This window comes from Vibrio sp. 2134-1, assembly GCF_033339495.1.
On record NZ_JAWOUS010000005.1, the window covers coordinates 228433 to 244389 of the forward strand.

The following is a 15957-nucleotide window of genomic DNA, read 5'->3' on the forward strand; positions in this document are numbered from 1 at the left end:
ATGAAAAGAATCGCACCATTGGCGTTAGTCATGGCATTGATGGCAGGCTGTAGTTCCGTTCCAAATGTGAATTGGCAACAAAACAGTCAGATTACGATTAATGAGGTTAATGTTGAGCTCAAAAGTAATTTATGGGTGAACCTCATGCCGAATATTGGGGACGTGGAAGAGCAAAGTATTCAAGGTGCACTTTACCTCGAAGGAGATCAGTTACTTCCTGCAAATCTAACGGCAGAAGCTCTTATTATTAAACAGGGGCAAAAAGAGTGGTTGGTGGACAGTGCGTCTTTAGATACTCGAACGCACAGTGAAAGCCGATGGGAGGTGGCGTTCTCGTCTCACATTGATGTGAACACAGAAAAATCGGTTGATATCGCAGTGCTTCTAGACGATGCGGGTAAACAGCGTTGGTTAGTCGAAAAGTACGTGAAGATTAACAAGGTTTATTAACCGCAATGATGTTGCATTAGTCGTTAGACCTAAAACAAAAAGGGTTTGCTCAATGAGCAAGCCCTTCGGATATTAGCGGTTAAATCTAGTCTTCTAGATCGCCACAGAAGCGGTAACCTTCGCCGTGGATAGTGGCGATGATTTCTGGCGTGCCTGAAACAGACTCAAAGTGCTTACGGATACGACGAATCGTTACGTCTACAGTACGGTCGTGTGGCTTAAGTTCACGACCAGTCATCTTCTTAAGAAGATCGGCACGAGTTTGAATCTTACCCGGGTTCTCACAGAAGTGCAGTAGTGCGCGGAACTCAGAGCGAGGTAGCTTGTAGCTATCACCAGCAGGGCTTACTAGAGAGCGGCTGTTGATGTCTAGTACCCAACCGTTGAATTCATACTTTTCTACCGAGCGCTTCTCTTCTTGCACCGCGTTAGAGCTCATTGAGCGACTAAGTAGGTTACGTGCACGAATAGTTAGTTCACGTGGGTTGAATGGTTTAGTGATGTAGTCATCTGCACCAATCTCAAGACCTAGGATCTTGTCTACTTCATTGTCACGGCCTGTCAGGAACATTAAAGCAATGTTCGCTTGCTCGCGTAATTCACGCGCTAGTAGAAGGCCATTCTTGCCTGGAAGATTAATGTCCATAATAACCAAGTTGACTGAGTTATCAGACAACACTTGGTGCATCTCTTCACCGTCACTGGCTTCAAAAACAGCGTATCCCTCTGCTTCAAAAATACTCTTAAGAGTGTTACGAGTTACTTGCTCATCTTCAACGATAAGAATCTGCGGGGTTTGCATTGGCGGTACCTAAATTTGTGACAAAATTGTGCTAATAGAATAAATTCTAGGCAAAAATATAACATACAGGTAATGTGATTTTGATAATAAATCAAGTTGATCAAAAAAACACTTCTTTCAGTTATCCGCCCTCCATGGAATTTTGCCAACTCACCAGTATCCAATGGCGACGTTTATTCTAAAGGGCTTGTTTACCTTTCATTTCCTGCTTTCAGTGGGGCCTGAAACGTAAACACCCTAAGATATTGAGCGGATTTTATATTGTTAACAGCATGCTAACAATGCTCAAATGTTAATTCCATTCAGTTTGTTGATTTATATCAATTGATGAAATGTAACTGTTATTAATCGTTTAAGACTTATGATAGAAAAAAGTAATACGAACATAGACGCATCGTTATGGAATGCTTATTCAGAATCTTTTTTCAGATTCGAAGCCGAGTGGCGTGTTTCAAACTATGCTGTGATAACCGCTTGGAACCCATACAGTAACTTGAGGTCCAAAGAAGAGAACAGCATAAACAATCACGCGTTAGAAAAACAGCTACAGCACGTTAATTACGCGCCTGTCACGGTAGGTGATAGCGCTTTTACATGGTATGAGGAAAGCTTTGCCGTCGAGTTGTCGCCAGAGGTAGCCGTTGAATTGGCGAATGACTTTCAACAAAACGCGATTTATTACGTCATTAATGACCAACTTTATCTTATTGCGTGCTCGCAGCCGAAAGTTTTGCATACGTTAGGCTCCATTAAGCCTCGGCTCGTATAAAAGGTATAGAAAAGGATACTGCTCACTGAAGCAACGCTTGGGTGAGAAAATTCACGGAGGAAATATGAGAGACATTACACCCGATATTTGTGACCAATTTGAAGACCAAGTGAGCTTGCTTACTTTACCATTGCAAAACTTTGGTCAACGTAGCGCTTTTTACGGTGAAATCGTTACGGTGCGCTGCTATCACGATAACTCGAAAGTGCGTGAAGTACTGGGCGAAGATGGAACGGGTAAAGTATTGATTGTTGACGGGCATGGATCGTGTCAGAGAGCATTACTCGGCGATCAATTAGCGATACTCGGAATAGAAAATGGGTGGGAAGGCATCATTGTCTATGGTGCAATACGCGACGTAGCACAAATATCTCAAATGGACATTGGCGTTCAAGCTCTTGGAACTAACCCGTTTAAAACAGAGAAACGCGGGATAGGAGAGGTAAACGTAACCTTAACGATGCAAAACCAAATCGTTCAACCTAAGCACTACGTTTACGCGGACTGGAACGGTGTATTGATTTCTAAGCAAAAGCTGGACTTCTAAAAACGAAAGCCTAAACCAACCTCAAAGCCTTGTTGCCAATCTTGGTAATCAAGAGTCGCGTGAAGATCCAGTTTATCGGTAATTTTTACGCGACTTGATACTTCAGCCGCGAGGCTGCTGTCGTCTTGGCGAATACCTTCCGCTGTTTCGTTCTTGTAAGAGCGAACTGTACTTTTCAGCGTGACACGATCATTAAAGTGATAGCTGATCCCACTCAAAAAACCACTTTGATTTTGGGTAGGAGAGTTATTGACTCGCGCACCGACATAAACATCTACCGAATCAAAAAGTTCGTAGGCGTAACCCGTATCGATATTCCAAACATCAAAACTGTCAGACTGGTAACTGTCGCTGGAAATGAATAGTTTATGAGGAGAAGGGGATGTTTTACCTGGAAGCGGCGGAAGCTCGTTTGCTAGACAAACACCAGGCACAAAAAACAGCAACAGAAAAAGCCATCTTTTCATGTTCACCACTCCTTGTGTCAACTTTTTTATTAGTATGCGCCCAAAGCTTCTCACTATTAAAGCATAGAATATGAAAGCTAGCTCACCTATTTTCTAAATAATTCGATCCTATGAACATAAGTCACAGTTAAGTTGTTGTTATGTGTCACAACCCTCTCGAATTATTTGATCGTACGTTTTATGGCAAAGATCAGACTAGTTATTAGATAAAAAACCGAACTGGTGATGATGGTTAAGTCCTTTACAAAAACTAACTGTAGATTTTCAAATGATCAATAATGTGTAATTAACTATAAATATCAATGATATTGCTTAGCAGAAATCTCTGAAAGATGGAAAAACAAACAATTTTTTGTTGACTATGTATCAGAAACTCGGTAAACGTAGAGTTAAGCAAACACAATTAACGTTGAATATTTATTTATGCCATCTAACAGCCTAGTAGTAATGACCACGACCATTATTATTACCGACACGACACATGTTGGGGCAGGCTGCTGAGCGAAAGAAATTCACAAAAAAGGCCTGTATCCAACAAGATACAGGCCTTTTTTTATGCTTTTTTATCCAGAATTTAGACAAATTTAAGAAGATATACCGGAGGAAGGGATGCGAGTATTGAAGTTTGGCGGATCATCACTAGCTGATGCAGATCGCTTTTTGAGAGCGGCAGACATTATTGCCAATAACGCTCAACAAGAAGAAGTAGCGGTTGTTCTTTCCGCTCCTGGTAAAACAACAAACAAATTGGTTGCGGTCATTGAAGGCGCATTGCGCAATGGTGAAGCAGAACTACAAATCAAAGAGTTGGAGGAGTCGTTTAAAACGCTCTTCACTCAAATCCAAGCAGTACTACCCAATATCGATGGTTCAGCTTTCGATAACCAAGTGAAAACTTCTCTCTCTCAATTACGCCAATTCGTTCATGGTATCAATCTTCTTGGCATGTGCCCAAACAATGTTAATGCACGTATTATTAGCAAAGGCGAACGCGTTTCGATTCAATTGATGAAAGCGGTGCTAGAAGCCAAAGGCCAGCCTGCACATCTTATCGACCCAGTTGAATACCTATACGCAAAAGGTGATCACCTTGAAGCCATGGTTGATGTAGATGTTTCAACGCAAAACTTCCGCCAAAACCCTCTTCCTCTGGGCCATGTGAATATCATGCCTGGCTTTACCGCAGGTAACGAGAAAGGTGAATTGGTAACACTTGGTCGCAATGGCTCTGATTATTCGGCGGCGGTTCTTGCGGCGTGTCTGCGCGCAGATTGTTGTGAGATCTGGACTGACGTAGATGGTGTATACAACTGCGACCCTCGTTTAGTGGAAGATGCTCGCTTACTTAAATCTCTTAGCTATCAAGAAGCGATGGAGCTTTCTTACTTCGGTGCTTCCGTTCTGCACCCGAAAACCATCGCCCCAATCGCACAATTCCATATCCCATGTCTGATCAAAAACAGCTTTAACCCCCAAGGTGCAGGAACTCTGATTGGGCAAGACACTGGTGAAGACAATCTGGCGATCAAAGGTATCACGACGCTAAACGACCTAACCATGGTTAACGTCTCCGGCCCAGGTATGAAGGGTATGGTTGGCATGGCAAGCCGCGTATTTGGCGCAATGTCTTCCGCTGGTGTGTCTATTGTTCTTATTACTCAGTCTTCTTCTGAGTACAGCATTAGCTTCTGTATTGAGGCAGAAGATAAAGCAAAAGCGCAACAAGTACTGGCCGATGCGTTTGAGTTGGAACTGAAAGATAGCTTATTAGAGCCGGTCGAGTTTATTGATAATGTTTCAATCATAACGTTGGTTGGTGACGGCATGCGTACATCGCGCGGTGTTGCATCTCGCTTCTTCTCATCTCTTGCTGAAGTGAACGTAAACATTGTAGCCATCGCACAGGGCTCATCTGAGCGTGCTATCTCAGCCGTGATTCCTGAAGATAAAATCTCTGAAGCGATCAAAGCGTGTCACGAAAACCTATTCAACTCTAAGCACTTCCTAGACGTCTTCGTGGTTGGTATTGGTGGCGTTGGTGGTGAGCTGGTGGATCAGATCGAGCGTCAACAGGCGAAGCTTGCGGAAAAAGGCATCGTTATTCGCGTGTGTGGCTTGGCAAACAGCAAAGGTCTTTTACTTGATAGTGAAGGTCTGCCACTCGAGCATTGGCGTGATCGTATGTCGGCAGCGACAGAAGAGTTCAGCCTAGCGCGTTTGATTTCTTTGGTTCAACGTAACCACATCATCAACCCAGTATTGGTTGACTGTACATCAAGTGAAGATATCGCGAACCAATACGCTGATTTCCTAGCAGCTGGTTTCCATGTCGTTACACCAAATAAAAAAGCAAACACAGCAAGCATGGCTTACTACCATCAGCTTCGCGGTGTTGCGCGCAGCTCTCGTCGCAAGCTGATGTACGAAACAACTGTGGGGGCGGGTCTACCGGTAATCGAAAACCTGCAAAACCTAATCTCAGCGGGTGATGAGCTAGAGCGCTTTAGCGGTATTCTTTCTGGCTCTCTGTCATACATCTTCGGTAAGTTAGATGAAGGTATGAGCCTAAGTGAAGCAACTAATATCGCAAAAGAAAATGGTTTTACTGAACCGGATCCTCGTGATGATCTTTCTGGTATGGATGTCGCGCGTAAGCTTCTGATCCTGGCTCGTGAAGCAGGCATGTCTCTAGAACTAGAAGACGTTGTGGTTGATCAAGCTCTGCCACCAGGCTTTGATGATTCTGGTAGCGTTGATGAATTTATGGCGCGTTTACCTGAAGCAGACGCTTACTTTAAAGAGTTATCTGCAAAGGCAGCGGAAGAAGGCAAAGTACTGCGCTACGTTGGTGAGATTAATGAGGGCAAGTGCACAGTAAGCATCGCAGCGGTGGATGAAAACGATCCAATGTATAAAATCAAGGACGGTGAAAACGCACTGGCATTTTACAGCCGTTATTATCAGCCAATCCCACTAGTGTTACGTGGCTATGGTGCAGGCACCGAAGTAACGGCTGCGGGTGTATTTTCTGACGTGATGCGTACTTTAGGTTGGAAACTAGGGGTATAACAATAATGAGTTCAAGTGATATGGATGTAGTGGTTTATGCCCCAGCATCAATTGGTAATGTAAGCGTTGGCTTTGATGTGCTGGGGGCGGCCGTGTCCCCAGTGGATGGGACCTTGCTAGGTGACAGAGTGCAAGTTAAGGCAGGGACTGAGCCGTTCAGTCTGAAAACTGCGGGTAATTTTGTCTCTAAGTTGCCTACAGAGCCAAAAGAAAACATCGTTTACGATTGTTGGCTGGTGTTTTCTCGCGAGCTAGATAAAAAAGGTGTTGAGCTAAAACCACTTGAAATGACGCTAGAAAAGAACATGCCAATTGGCTCTGGTTTAGGCTCAAGTGCATGTTCTATCGTCGCTGCATTAGATGCATTGAACCGATTCCATGGACAGCCACTTAACGAGACAGAATTATTGGCGCTGATGGGAGAGATGGAAGGCAAGATCTCTGGTGGTATTCACTACGACAACGTTGCGCCATGTTACCTTGGTGGTGTGCAACTGATGCTTGAAGAGTTGGGTATCATCAGTCAAGAAGTGCCTTGCTTTGATGATTGGTACTGGGTGATGGCTTATCCGGGTATCAAGGTATCAACGGCGGAAGCGCGTGAGATCCTACCATCTCAATACCGCCGACAAGATATCATTGCTCATGGTCGCCACCTTGCAGGCTTTATTCATGCGTGTCATTCTGGTCAGCCAGAACTTGCTGCAAAAATGATCAAAGACGTGATCGCAGAACCGTATCGTGAGAAACTGCTTCCAGGTTTTGCGAATGCACGTCAATACGCAGCGTCTGCGGGTGCATTGGCAACCGGTATTTCTGGCAGTGGTCCGACACTGTTCAGTATTTGCAAAGAGAAAGATGTCGCTGAGCGAGTTGCTCGCTGGTTAGAACAAAACTACGTACAAAACGAAGAAGGATTCGTCCACGTTTGTCGTCTAGATAAGCAGGGTTCGAAAGTAACAGGAAGTGAGCTATGAAGCTTTACAATATAAAAGAAAATGATGAACAAGTTTCCTTTGGCCAAGCCGTTCGCCAAGGGTTAGGCCGTAACCAAGGTCTATTTTTCCCATCGGAATTACCAAAATTTGAAGATATCGATGCGCTGCTTGCAGAAGACTTTGTCTCTCGTAGCACTAAGATTCTATCGGCGTTAATTGGAGATGAACTTACAGAGGAGCAAGTGAATGCCCTTGTTGATGCAGCGTTTCAATTCCCTGCGCCTATCAACCAAGTAAAAGACGGTGTTTATGCACTGGAACTGTTCCATGGTCCAACGCTTGCGTTTAAAGACTTTGGTGGTCGCTTTATGGCGCAATCTCTTGCTGCGGTTTCGGACGGCGGCAAGATCACCATTCTGACGGCAACGTCTGGCGATACTGGCGCAGCCGTTGCGCATGCTTTCTACGGTATGGAAGACATCAATGTTGTGATTCTTTACCCGAAAGGAAAAATCAGCCCACTGCAAGAGAAGTTATTCTGTACGCTTGGTAAAAACATTCACACTGTCGCGATCGATGGCGACTTCGATGCGTGTCAGGCACTGGTTAAGCAAGCTTTTGATGATTCAGCACTGCGTGAAGAGATCGGTCTGAACTCTGCAAACTCAATCAACATCAGCCGTTTGATGGCGCAAATCTGTTACTACTTTGAAGCAGCTGCGCAAATGAGCAAGCAAGAGCGTGAAAACCTAGTGGTATCAGTACCAAGTGGTAACTTTGGTAACCTAACTGCTGGTCTACTGGCAAAAGCGCTGGGCTTGCCTATCAAACGCTTTATCGCGGCAACTAATGCCAATGACACTGTTCCTCGCTACCTAGAAACAGGTAAGTGGGAGCCAAAACCAACAGTCGCAACAACATCGAACGCGATGGACGTGAGCCAACCAAACAACTGGCCTCGTATTGAAGAGCTGTGCCGCGTGAAAGAGTGGGGCTTGGAGACGTTAGGTAAAGGCGCAGTATCTGATGAGCAAAGCGCACAGTCAGTGAAAGATTTACATGCTCTAGGCTACCTATGCGAACCGCATGGTGCGATTGCTTACCGAGTGCTTGAAGAACAATTGCAAGACGGTGAAACCGGTCTGTTCCTATGTACTGCTCACCCTGCGAAGTTCAAAGAAGTCGTGGATGATATTCTAGAATCCGATATCGAGCTTCCTGCGCCACTAGCGAAGCACGCTGCGATGGAGCTGCTATCGGAAGAGCTCGACGCAGACTTTGACGCATTGAAACAAGTACTGCGCCGCGTGCAGTAAGCTTCAAAGTATAGTAAGTATCAAAAACAGAAATAACGAGAGGTGAATGAGTAATCATTCACCTTTTTTATTGTCGGTAAGTTTTGACTCTCTTTATGATTGAGAAACGAACTTAACTAAATGAGATGGAAAGAGAAGCATGCATTTTTTGATTTTTCTTGGCTCAGTGAGAGACAGCACGCCACCACGACCAGCCCGTTTAGGAATGCGAGTCAGTAAAGCGTGTGAAAAACTCATCGCGAGTCAACATTCGCAACATACGGTCGAAATCATCGACCCTTTGAATTACGACTTTGGTGATGTGTTTAAGCCCGAGTTTGCTTATCACCGCTCTAAAGTTCCGCAGAACCTAAGTGAGCTGGCAGACAAAATCAAACATGCGGATGGGTATGTGATGGTTAGCCCGGAATATAACCATTCGATGAGTCCTGCTCTGGCGAACACGCTTAACCATTTCGGCAGTTCGCTGTTTTCTTACAAGCCGAGTGCTATCGTGACCTATTCTGCCGGACAATGGGGTGGTGTTAGAGCTGCCGTTTCTATGCGTACCTTCTTATCTGAACTTGGATGTCTACCTGTCTCTGCGATGATCCACATTCCGAAAGCGCAAGAAGTGTTTGATGAACAGGGCGTTGCTGAGGATGAGTCGGAGCAGACGCAGTGGGACAACTATATGAATCGCACTATGCATCAATTGATTTGGTGGGCTGAAGGGGCGTCACTGCAAAGAGATAGGCGTGATCCAACCTCTTTAGCGCAAGCGTTTCAGAAAGATCCTTCGCAAAGAAATGCACCTTAGAGGCGAGTTGCTTTCCATTATAGAAAGGGTTTAGAAGGATTCTGAAACAAAAAAAGCTTGGTCATTGCAGACCAAGCTTTTTAAATTCTAGCGAGCTAGTTTACTGAGAGATTATAGAGTCTCAGTAAAAGTACGAGCGATTACATCACGTTGTTGCTCTGGAGTTAGCGAGTTAAAACGTACTGCGTAACCAGAAACACGAATAGTTAGTTGTGGGTATTTCTCTGGGTGTGCAACTGCATCTTCTAGTGTTTCGCGTTTAAGCACGTTCACGTTTAGGTGTTGGCCGCCTTCGATACGAGGAGCAGTTTCGATTGCAACTTCACGGCTTTCGTATTCACCTAGGTCGCTGATTGCGATAACTTGGTCTGCTTCGTAGCCAGCAGTTGCAGCAACACAGCGAGCTTCATTTTTTTCGCTATCTAATAGCCAGATAGAGTTTAGTAGGTCGTCGTTTGCCGCTTTTGTAATTTGGATACCTTGGATCATCACTATCTCCTAGACCACTTACGTGGTGATTATTGGTGTTAATTTTCGAATTTTCGTTGAGCTGAGTATTATATAGCTAATATCCACTATTTTAATATTGATTTAAGTCAAAAAACAACCAAAAACATTATTTTTATTAAGGTTATTTTATTGAGTTAAATCAATAAAACCTTTGAAAACAAACTAATTACAATTTATTTGAGAATATAAAAAATATTTAATAACTGGTTTTGTTGTAAATTTACTACAAATTGAGATTAAAGTTTAAACTGGTTAACGCAACTATCTGTATTTAGGTAGCAATACTGAAAGTCTAAAGTGATTAAATGACAAACATGAAAAACAAGCTTGGGAATAAACTCATTGGTGCACATGTCTCTGCTGCTGGTGGGGTCGATCAAGCTCCGTTGAGAGCTCGTGAAATTGGCGCGAATGCCTTCGCACTATTTACAAAAAACCAACGCCAGTGGGTGGCGAAGCCTTTAGAAGCAAAAACCATCAGTGCGTTTAAAGCGAACTGTAAAATGCTGGGTTTCGGAGCAGAGCATATTCTTCCCCATGATTCTTATCTGATTAACTTGGGTGCGCCGGAAGAAGAAAAGCTGAATAAATCCCGCGCGGCATTTATTGATGAAATGGAGCGTTGTAATCAGTTGGGGCTGACTTTGCTTAACTTCCATCCGGGCAGTCACCTAAAGAAAGTCTCTGAACAGGAGTGTCTCGCGACGATCGCCGAGTCGATCAATCTTGCGCATAAAGCGGTGCCGAATGTGATCGCTGTTATCGAGAATACGGCAGGTCAAGGCACTAACTTAGGCTGGAAGTTTGAGCACCTAGCTGAAATCATCGAGCAAGTGGAAGATAAAGATCGTGTCGGCGTTTGTATTGATACCTGCCATACCTTTACGGCTGGTTATGACTTACGTACAAAAGAAGATTGCGAGCGCACCTTTGCAGAGTTCGACCGTATCGTAGGTATGCACTATTTAAGAGCAATGCATCTAAATGATTCAAAAGTAGAGTTTGCCAGCAAAGTAGATCGCCACCATTCTCTAGGTAAAGGAGAGATCGGGTGGGATTGCTTTGAGTACATCGCGAAAGACCCTCGTTTTGATGGTATCCCTCTGATTTTGGAAACAATTGATCCAGATATTTGGCAGCAAGAGATCAACACGTTGCGTCAATTCCATTTAGCGGCCATTGACAGTTAATGGCGTAACCACAAAGTTGGCACCTTTCTTTCTTAGTCATTGAACATCAATCTCTGAATTAGCAAAGAAGGATGCCAACATGTCTCGACCATTCTCTTTTACTCCTTATACTTACACTCGTCGTGTGCTTCGCTTACCGATGCCTAATCGTCACATTACCGGACAGGGGCATTTTCGAACGCCACAGAAGCATTAGTCTTTTATTACTTGTCTCAAGTTCGTGGTAAGTTTTTGTTTGTTTGAGTTTCGCTCGTTAGAATAGAAGCAAAATTTAGGACAGGAACTTTCCATGAATCAGTCACCCACTTGGCACGATGTGATCGGCGAAGAGAAAAAGCAGAGCTACTTTGTAGACACCTTGAATTTTGTTGAAGCCGAACGCGCCGCAGGCAAAGCTATTTTTCCTCCCGCAAAAGATGTCTTTAACGCGTTTCGTTTTACCGAGTTCAAAGACGTTAAGGTCGTGATTCTAGGACAAGACCCATACCACGGCCCAAATCAGGCGCATGGCCTGTGTTTCTCTGTACTTCCTGGCATTAAAACGCCACCGTCACTGGTTAATATGTATAAAGAGCTGGCGCAAGATATTGAAGGTTTCCAAATCCCTCAGCATGGTTTTTTGCAAAGCTGGGCTGAACAAGGCGTATTGTTACTCAATACGGTATTAACGGTGGAGCAAGGTAAAGCGCATTCACATTCAAAGACAGGTTGGGAAACGTTTACTGACCGAGTGATTGAAGCCATTAATCAGCATCAAGAAGGTGTAGTGTTCTTGCTGTGGGGGTCACACGCGCAGAAGAAAGGGCGCTTTATCGATCGCAACAAGCACCATGTGTTAGCTGCCCCACACCCATCGCCACTTTCTGCACATCGAGGCTTTTTCGGTTGTAAGCATTTCTCTCAAGCAAACCAGTTGCTTACATCACAAGAAAAAGCACCAATTAACTGGCATTTGCCATTAACTGTATAAATGAAGAGACAGCGATCATGGATGCTATGATCGCTGTTTTTTTGAGCACGCTCGAGGCTGATAGTAAATTTCTCATGTACACTTACTAAAAGTAGGTGTTAAGGAGAGACGCTATGATGATCGAAAGAATTCGACGCGAACATGGTTATATGGTTCGTCTGTTGGCGATACTGCGCCATAAGCTTAATGAGATAAAAAAAGAACGTGTAATCAACTATGCGTTAGTAAGCGAGATTGTTGATTACCTCTCTAATCATTCGGAGAAAGTACACCACCCGAAAGAAGATATCCTCTATCACCACTTTCTTGAACACTATGGTAAGCAACAAACCATGGAAAATTTAGAGAAAGAACATCTAGAGTTAGCGAGTAAAACCAGAGAGTTTTCATCCGTGATAGAGATGATCCTTCAGGATGCTGTTGTGCCACAAGACATGTTCGTCGCTCACCTAGAAGATTTCATTGAATCGCAAAGGCGCCACTTGGAGCTAGAAGAGCGAAAAATTTTGCCTCTCATTGAAGAGTTATTTACCACAGAAGATTGGCAGCATGTCGAGAGCTTATGGAGCGTCAGTGAGGATGACCCTGTATTTGGTGACACGATTGCTGATCGTTATAAGCAGTTGGCCGAACGTGTTCGTCAAAGTGATACTGAGTATGTTTAAGACTGAATGATGAAACCTGAGCGAGCGAAAGTCGTCTCTCGGGTTTGTGAGATACACTTCTTATTTATTGGGAATCAAACGAAAATTTCGTGTGCATATTTCTCGGCAAAAAGTACGGAAGATTCTCATTGAGTAATAATGGTATTCATACTTAAACCTTGGTACATAAACTCACGGTGTTTACGGTCACTGTAAACAAAAAACAAAAGGCACCCGTAAGGTGCCTTTTGTTTGAATTAGAGTTTAATGTCTTCCAAGTTATAATCGGTACAGACATCAAGTTCGCGCAGCTCTTTAAGCAAATTGCGTCTGTCGTTCATCTCTTCTATTTCACGCCACTTTCGCTTTACTGGTTTGGCACGAGATTTGGTTGTTGAGGTAGTATCCAGATTAAAAATGTCATCTAGTTGAAAGCCTTCCATAAGCCACCTTTACCTTTCTTAAGCTAAACTGTTGTAACCAGTCCTTGTGGAGTTTTTTAAGTACCACAATAGCCGTGAGAATAACCATGATATATTTCGCATTTGTGTCGGTAGCATGACATTTTCGTGCAAAAATATTCTCAAAATCACACTTTTTATTGCAACGATGTGGATAAAAAATGCACAAACGATCTCAAGAAAACGATTAAATAGAGAGATTTTCTATGTTAATTCGATTTGATGAATGGGTGCACTGCGCAAAGGTTAAAGTTGCATAAAATCAGTTTGATGAAATAGTGTTCAATTAGATGGTAAGTCACTAGCGTAAATTTATGTAACACCTTGTGAATACTAGCTTGTTCTTGTTTATACAGTTTACCATCCCATTTAATGAAGAATAATTATTTATGTTGGTGTTTGGTAATTGAAATGTTGCGCAGTTTGAGTGTTAAGTCTTCTATTTATGTTATTTTTTGGTGACTTTATAGTGAAAAATAACAATGTTATTCTTGTTGTTGCATATTGATTTTTGCGCTCCTAGGTTGCATTATCCGCCCGTCAAAAAATACGCTGGTACGTAAAATGGATGCATGAAGCGACGTTTACGATTCTAGATTGCCCATAAACATTACTTAAAAAGCTAAGCACACTTTGACACTTAGCAGGCAATTTGGTGGATGGCTAGGACGCATAGACTGGCGCAACTCACTTTGAGGTACACATGACAGACTTAATCAATTTGATGAACGATCTCCTCTGGGGCTCGATTCTGGTTTATCTTCTTGTTGGTGTTGGTATTTACTTCACCGTTCGATTAGGGTTCATTCAGTTCCGCCATTTCGGCCACATGTTCTCTGTTCTTAAGAACAGCCGTAAAGCAGACAAAGCTGGTATTTCCTCTTTCCAAGCGCTTTGTACTAGTCTTGCTGCACGTGTTGGTACAGGTAACATGGCGGGCGTTGCAGTTGCATTGACTGCGGGTGGTCCTGGTGCGATCTTCTGGATGTGGCTGATTGCAATGCTTGGTATGGCAACATCGTTTGCTGAGAGCACACTGGCGCAGCTATACAAAACCAAAGATGATGATGGCAACTACCGTGGTGGCCCTGCCTACTACATGGAAAAAGGCCTGGGCATGCGTTGGATGGGCGTGTTGTTCTCAGTTTTCCTAATCATCGCTTTTGGTTTGGTATTCAACGCCGTACAAGCTAACTCAATTGCCAATGCAATGAGCAACGCATTTGGTTGGAATAACCTGTATGTTGGTATTGCCGTTGTTTTACTGTCTGCAATTGTTATTTTCGGTGGCATCAAGCGTATCGCAAGAGTAGCTGAGATGATCGTTCCGATCATGGCACTACTTTATCTAGCCCTAGCGCTGTTCATCATGTTCTCTAACCTAGAGAAATTACCTGATGTATTGATGCTTATCTTTAAGAGTGCATTTGGTCTGCAAGAAGCAGCAGCAGGTGGTCTTGGCTACGCAATTGCACAGGCAATGATTAACGGTATCAAGCGCGGTCTATTCTCGAATGAAGCAGGTATGGGTTCTGCACCTAACGCGGCAGCTTCAGCAACACCTTACCCACCACACCCAGCGTCTCAAGGTTACGTACAGATGCTAGGCGTGTTCATGGATACGATCGTTATCTGTTCTGCAACAGTGGCTATCATCCTGATGTCTGGTGAGTATGTCGGTCAAGCAACAGAAGTGACGGGTATCGAGCTAACTCAGCGTGCATTGAGCTCACAAGTTGGCGATTGGGGCGGCATCTTTGTTGCTGTGGCAATCTTCTTCTTTGCGTTTACTTCAATCATTGCAAACTACTCGTATGCTGAAACGAACTTAATCTTCCTAGAGCACAATCATAAAGCGGGCTTAAGCATTTTCCGCGTTATTGTTCTTGGTATGGTGATGTTTGGTGCACTAGCTTCGTTACCAGTCGTATGGTCGCTTGCTGATGTCTCTATGGGTCTGATGGCGATAGTTAACTTAGTGGCTATCATCTTGCTATCTGGCATCGTGATTAAACTGGCCAAAGATTACAACCGCCAGCTTGGTGAAGGCAAAGTGCCAACATTTGATGCGAATGATTTCCCAGAGCTGAAATCTCAGCTTGAAGAAGGCATTTGGTACAACGATAAAAAAGACTAAGTGAGCTATCACTCATAGTTGAAAGCTATTAGTACGATGTAAAAAGCCATGCAGACAATGCATGGCTTTTTTTGTACCCTATTAAAAACAAAATTAGAGAAGGGAAAGTCATGCTTATCGTAGTTTCTCCAGCGAAGACTCTTGATTACGAGTCTCCGTTAGCGACAGAAAAATTTACTCAACCTGAGTTGGTCGAATACTCAAAAGAGCTTATCGATGTATGCCGCAAACTGACTCCTGCTGATGTTGCCTCTTTAATGAAAGTGAGCGACAAGATTGCCGATTTAAATGTGGGCCGATTCCAAGAGTGGAGTGAAACGTTTACCACGGAAAACTCACGACAAGCCATCCTTGCATTTAAAGGTGACGTTTACACAGGGCTAGACGCCGAAAGTTTATCTGAAGCGGACTTCGAATATGCTCAAGATCATCTGCGTATGCTATCGGGTCTCTATGGTTTACTAAAACCACTTGATTTGATGCAGCCATACCGTCTTGAAATGGGTACCAAGCTTGCAAACGACAAGGGTACGAACTTGTACCAGTTTTGGGGCAACGTTATTACGGACAAGCTTAACGAAGCGATTTCTGCTCAAGGTGATAATGTCCTTATCAACCTTGCATCAAATGAATACTTTAAAGCGGTTAAGTCAAAGAATTTAGATGCGCAAGTGATCACGCCAGTATTCAAAGATTGTAAGAATGGTCAATACAAGGTCATCAGTTTTTACGCGAAGAAAGCGCGCGGTATGATGGCGCGTTACATCATTGAAAACCGTGTTGAGAGCGTGGCAGACCTGACTAAGTTTGATACGGCGGGTTACTACTTTGTGGAAGATGAATCGACGCCAACAGAGTTAGTATTTAAACGCGAAGAGCAAAAATAAA

17 protein-coding genes and 1 other annotated feature are annotated in these 15957 nt (G+C 43.6%); of the genes, 13 read left to right on the forward strand and 4 right to left on the reverse strand.

Annotated elements, in window-relative coordinates; genetic code table 11:
- Entirely contained in the window at window positions 1-450 is a 450-nt protein-coding gene (locus R7R78_RS08895) for a hypothetical protein (RefSeq protein ID WP_054574283.1), read from the forward strand.
- Window positions 451-535: 85 nt separating this feature from the next.
- On the opposite strand, the gene arcA is transcribed toward R7R78_RS08895, so the two are convergent.
- On the reverse strand, window positions 536-1252 hold the full coding sequence (gene arcA / locus R7R78_RS08900) for a two-component system response regulator ArcA (protein WP_005381824.1): 717 nt from the start codon (window positions 1250-1252) through the stop codon (window positions 536-538).
- A gap of 361 nt (window positions 1253-1613) precedes the next feature.
- On the opposite strand from arcA, the gene R7R78_RS08905 reads away from it, so the two are divergent.
- Entirely contained in the window at window positions 1614-2021 is a 408-nt protein-coding gene (locus R7R78_RS08905; protein WP_151514429.1) for a DUF3293 domain-containing protein, read from the forward strand.
- 64 nt (window positions 2022-2085) lie between these two features.
- Entirely contained in the window at window positions 2086-2568 is a 483-nt protein-coding gene (locus R7R78_RS08910; RefSeq protein WP_005381822.1) for a putative 4-hydroxy-4-methyl-2-oxoglutarate aldolase, read from the forward strand.
- Here R7R78_RS08910 and R7R78_RS08915 read toward each other — a convergent pair.
- Window positions 2565-3035 (reverse strand): hypothetical protein, encoded by a 471-nt coding sequence (locus tag R7R78_RS08915; protein WP_047102035.1) that lies wholly within the window; start codon window positions 3033-3035, stop codon window positions 2565-2567. The genes R7R78_RS08910 and R7R78_RS08915 overlap by 4 nt on opposite strands.
- Before the next feature lie 423 nt (window positions 3036-3458).
- Between R7R78_RS08915 and thrL the strand changes: the two genes are divergently transcribed.
- The 5 genes from thrL to R7R78_RS08940 all read left to right on the forward strand — a co-directional run bounded on the left by thrL (window position 3459) and on the right by R7R78_RS08940 (window position 9157).
- On the forward strand, window positions 3459-3536 hold the full coding sequence (gene thrL, locus R7R78_RS08920; RefSeq protein WP_074192076.1) for a thr operon leader peptide: 78 nt from the start codon (window positions 3459-3461) through the stop codon (window positions 3534-3536).
- Window positions 3472-3591 (forward strand) — a sequence feature (Thr leader region). It overlaps the preceding gene by 65 nt.
- 53 nt (window positions 3592-3644) lie before the next feature.
- Window positions 3645-6104 carry a bifunctional aspartate kinase/homoserine dehydrogenase I gene (gene thrA, locus R7R78_RS08925; RefSeq protein ID WP_213886493.1) on the forward strand — a complete coding sequence of 820 codons (2460 nt, stop codon included), beginning with the start codon at window positions 3645-3647 and terminating at the stop codon, window positions 6102-6104.
- A 20-nt stretch (window positions 6105-6124) separates the two neighbouring features.
- Complete coding sequence (thrB, locus tag R7R78_RS08930; RefSeq protein ID WP_041852994.1) at window positions 6125-7081, forward strand: homoserine kinase; 957 nt, start codon at window positions 6125-6127, stop codon at window positions 7079-7081.
- Window positions 7078-8358 (forward strand): threonine synthase, encoded by a 1281-nt coding sequence (gene thrC / locus R7R78_RS08935; RefSeq protein ID WP_005381818.1) that lies wholly within the window; start codon window positions 7078-7080, stop codon window positions 8356-8358. Before thrB ends, thrC begins: the two co-directional genes overlap by 4 nt.
- 139 nt (window positions 8359-8497) lie before the next feature.
- The gene (locus tag R7R78_RS08940; RefSeq protein ID WP_053350217.1) at window positions 8498-9157 is read left to right on the forward strand and encodes an NADPH-dependent FMN reductase; all 660 of its coding nucleotides are present in this window, start codon (window positions 8498-8500) and stop codon (window positions 9155-9157) included.
- 111 nt (window positions 9158-9268) lie between these two features.
- Here R7R78_RS08940 and grcA read toward each other — a convergent pair whose 3' ends face one another.
- Window positions 9269-9646, reverse strand: coding sequence for an autonomous glycyl radical cofactor GrcA (gene grcA / locus R7R78_RS08945; protein WP_005381814.1), 378 nt, complete (start codon window positions 9644-9646; stop codon window positions 9269-9271).
- Between the two features lie 326 nt (window positions 9647-9972).
- Here grcA and nfo point away from each other — a divergent pair, with 326 nt between their 5' ends.
- From nfo to R7R78_RS08960, 3 genes are all read left to right on the forward strand, one after another.
- The gene (nfo, locus tag R7R78_RS08950; RefSeq protein ID WP_017821508.1) at window positions 9973-10857 is read left to right on the forward strand and encodes a deoxyribonuclease IV; all 885 of its coding nucleotides are present in this window, start codon (window positions 9973-9975) and stop codon (window positions 10855-10857) included.
- A 289-nt stretch (window positions 10858-11146) separates the two neighbouring features.
- On the forward strand, window positions 11147-11827 hold the full coding sequence (gene ung, locus R7R78_RS08955; RefSeq protein ID WP_005382846.1) for a uracil-DNA glycosylase: 681 nt from the start codon (window positions 11147-11149) through the stop codon (window positions 11825-11827).
- A 113-nt stretch (window positions 11828-11940) separates the two neighbouring features.
- On the forward strand, window positions 11941-12492 hold the full coding sequence (locus tag R7R78_RS08960) for a hemerythrin domain-containing protein (RefSeq protein WP_017821507.1): 552 nt from the start codon (window positions 11941-11943) through the stop codon (window positions 12490-12492).
- Between the two features lie 236 nt (window positions 12493-12728).
- Here the strand turns inward: R7R78_RS08960 and R7R78_RS08965 are convergent, their stop codons facing one another.
- The gene (locus R7R78_RS08965; protein WP_005381805.1) at window positions 12729-12914 is read right to left on the reverse strand and encodes a DUF3545 family protein; all 186 of its coding nucleotides are present in this window, start codon (window positions 12912-12914) and stop codon (window positions 12729-12731) included.
- 721 nt (window positions 12915-13635) lie between these two features.
- Between R7R78_RS08965 and R7R78_RS08970 the strand changes: the two genes are divergently transcribed.
- Both R7R78_RS08970 and yaaA read left to right on the forward strand, forming a co-directional pair.
- Window positions 13636-15069 (forward strand): alanine/glycine:cation symporter family protein, encoded by a 1434-nt coding sequence (locus R7R78_RS08970; protein WP_005381800.1) that lies wholly within the window; start codon window positions 13636-13638, stop codon window positions 15067-15069.
- Window positions 15070-15179: 110 nt separating this feature from the next.
- Window positions 15180-15956, forward strand: coding sequence for a peroxide stress protein YaaA (yaaA, locus tag R7R78_RS08975; RefSeq protein ID WP_151514425.1), 777 nt, complete (start codon window positions 15180-15182; stop codon window positions 15954-15956).
- The last annotated feature ends 1 nt before the right edge of the window (window position 15957 follow it).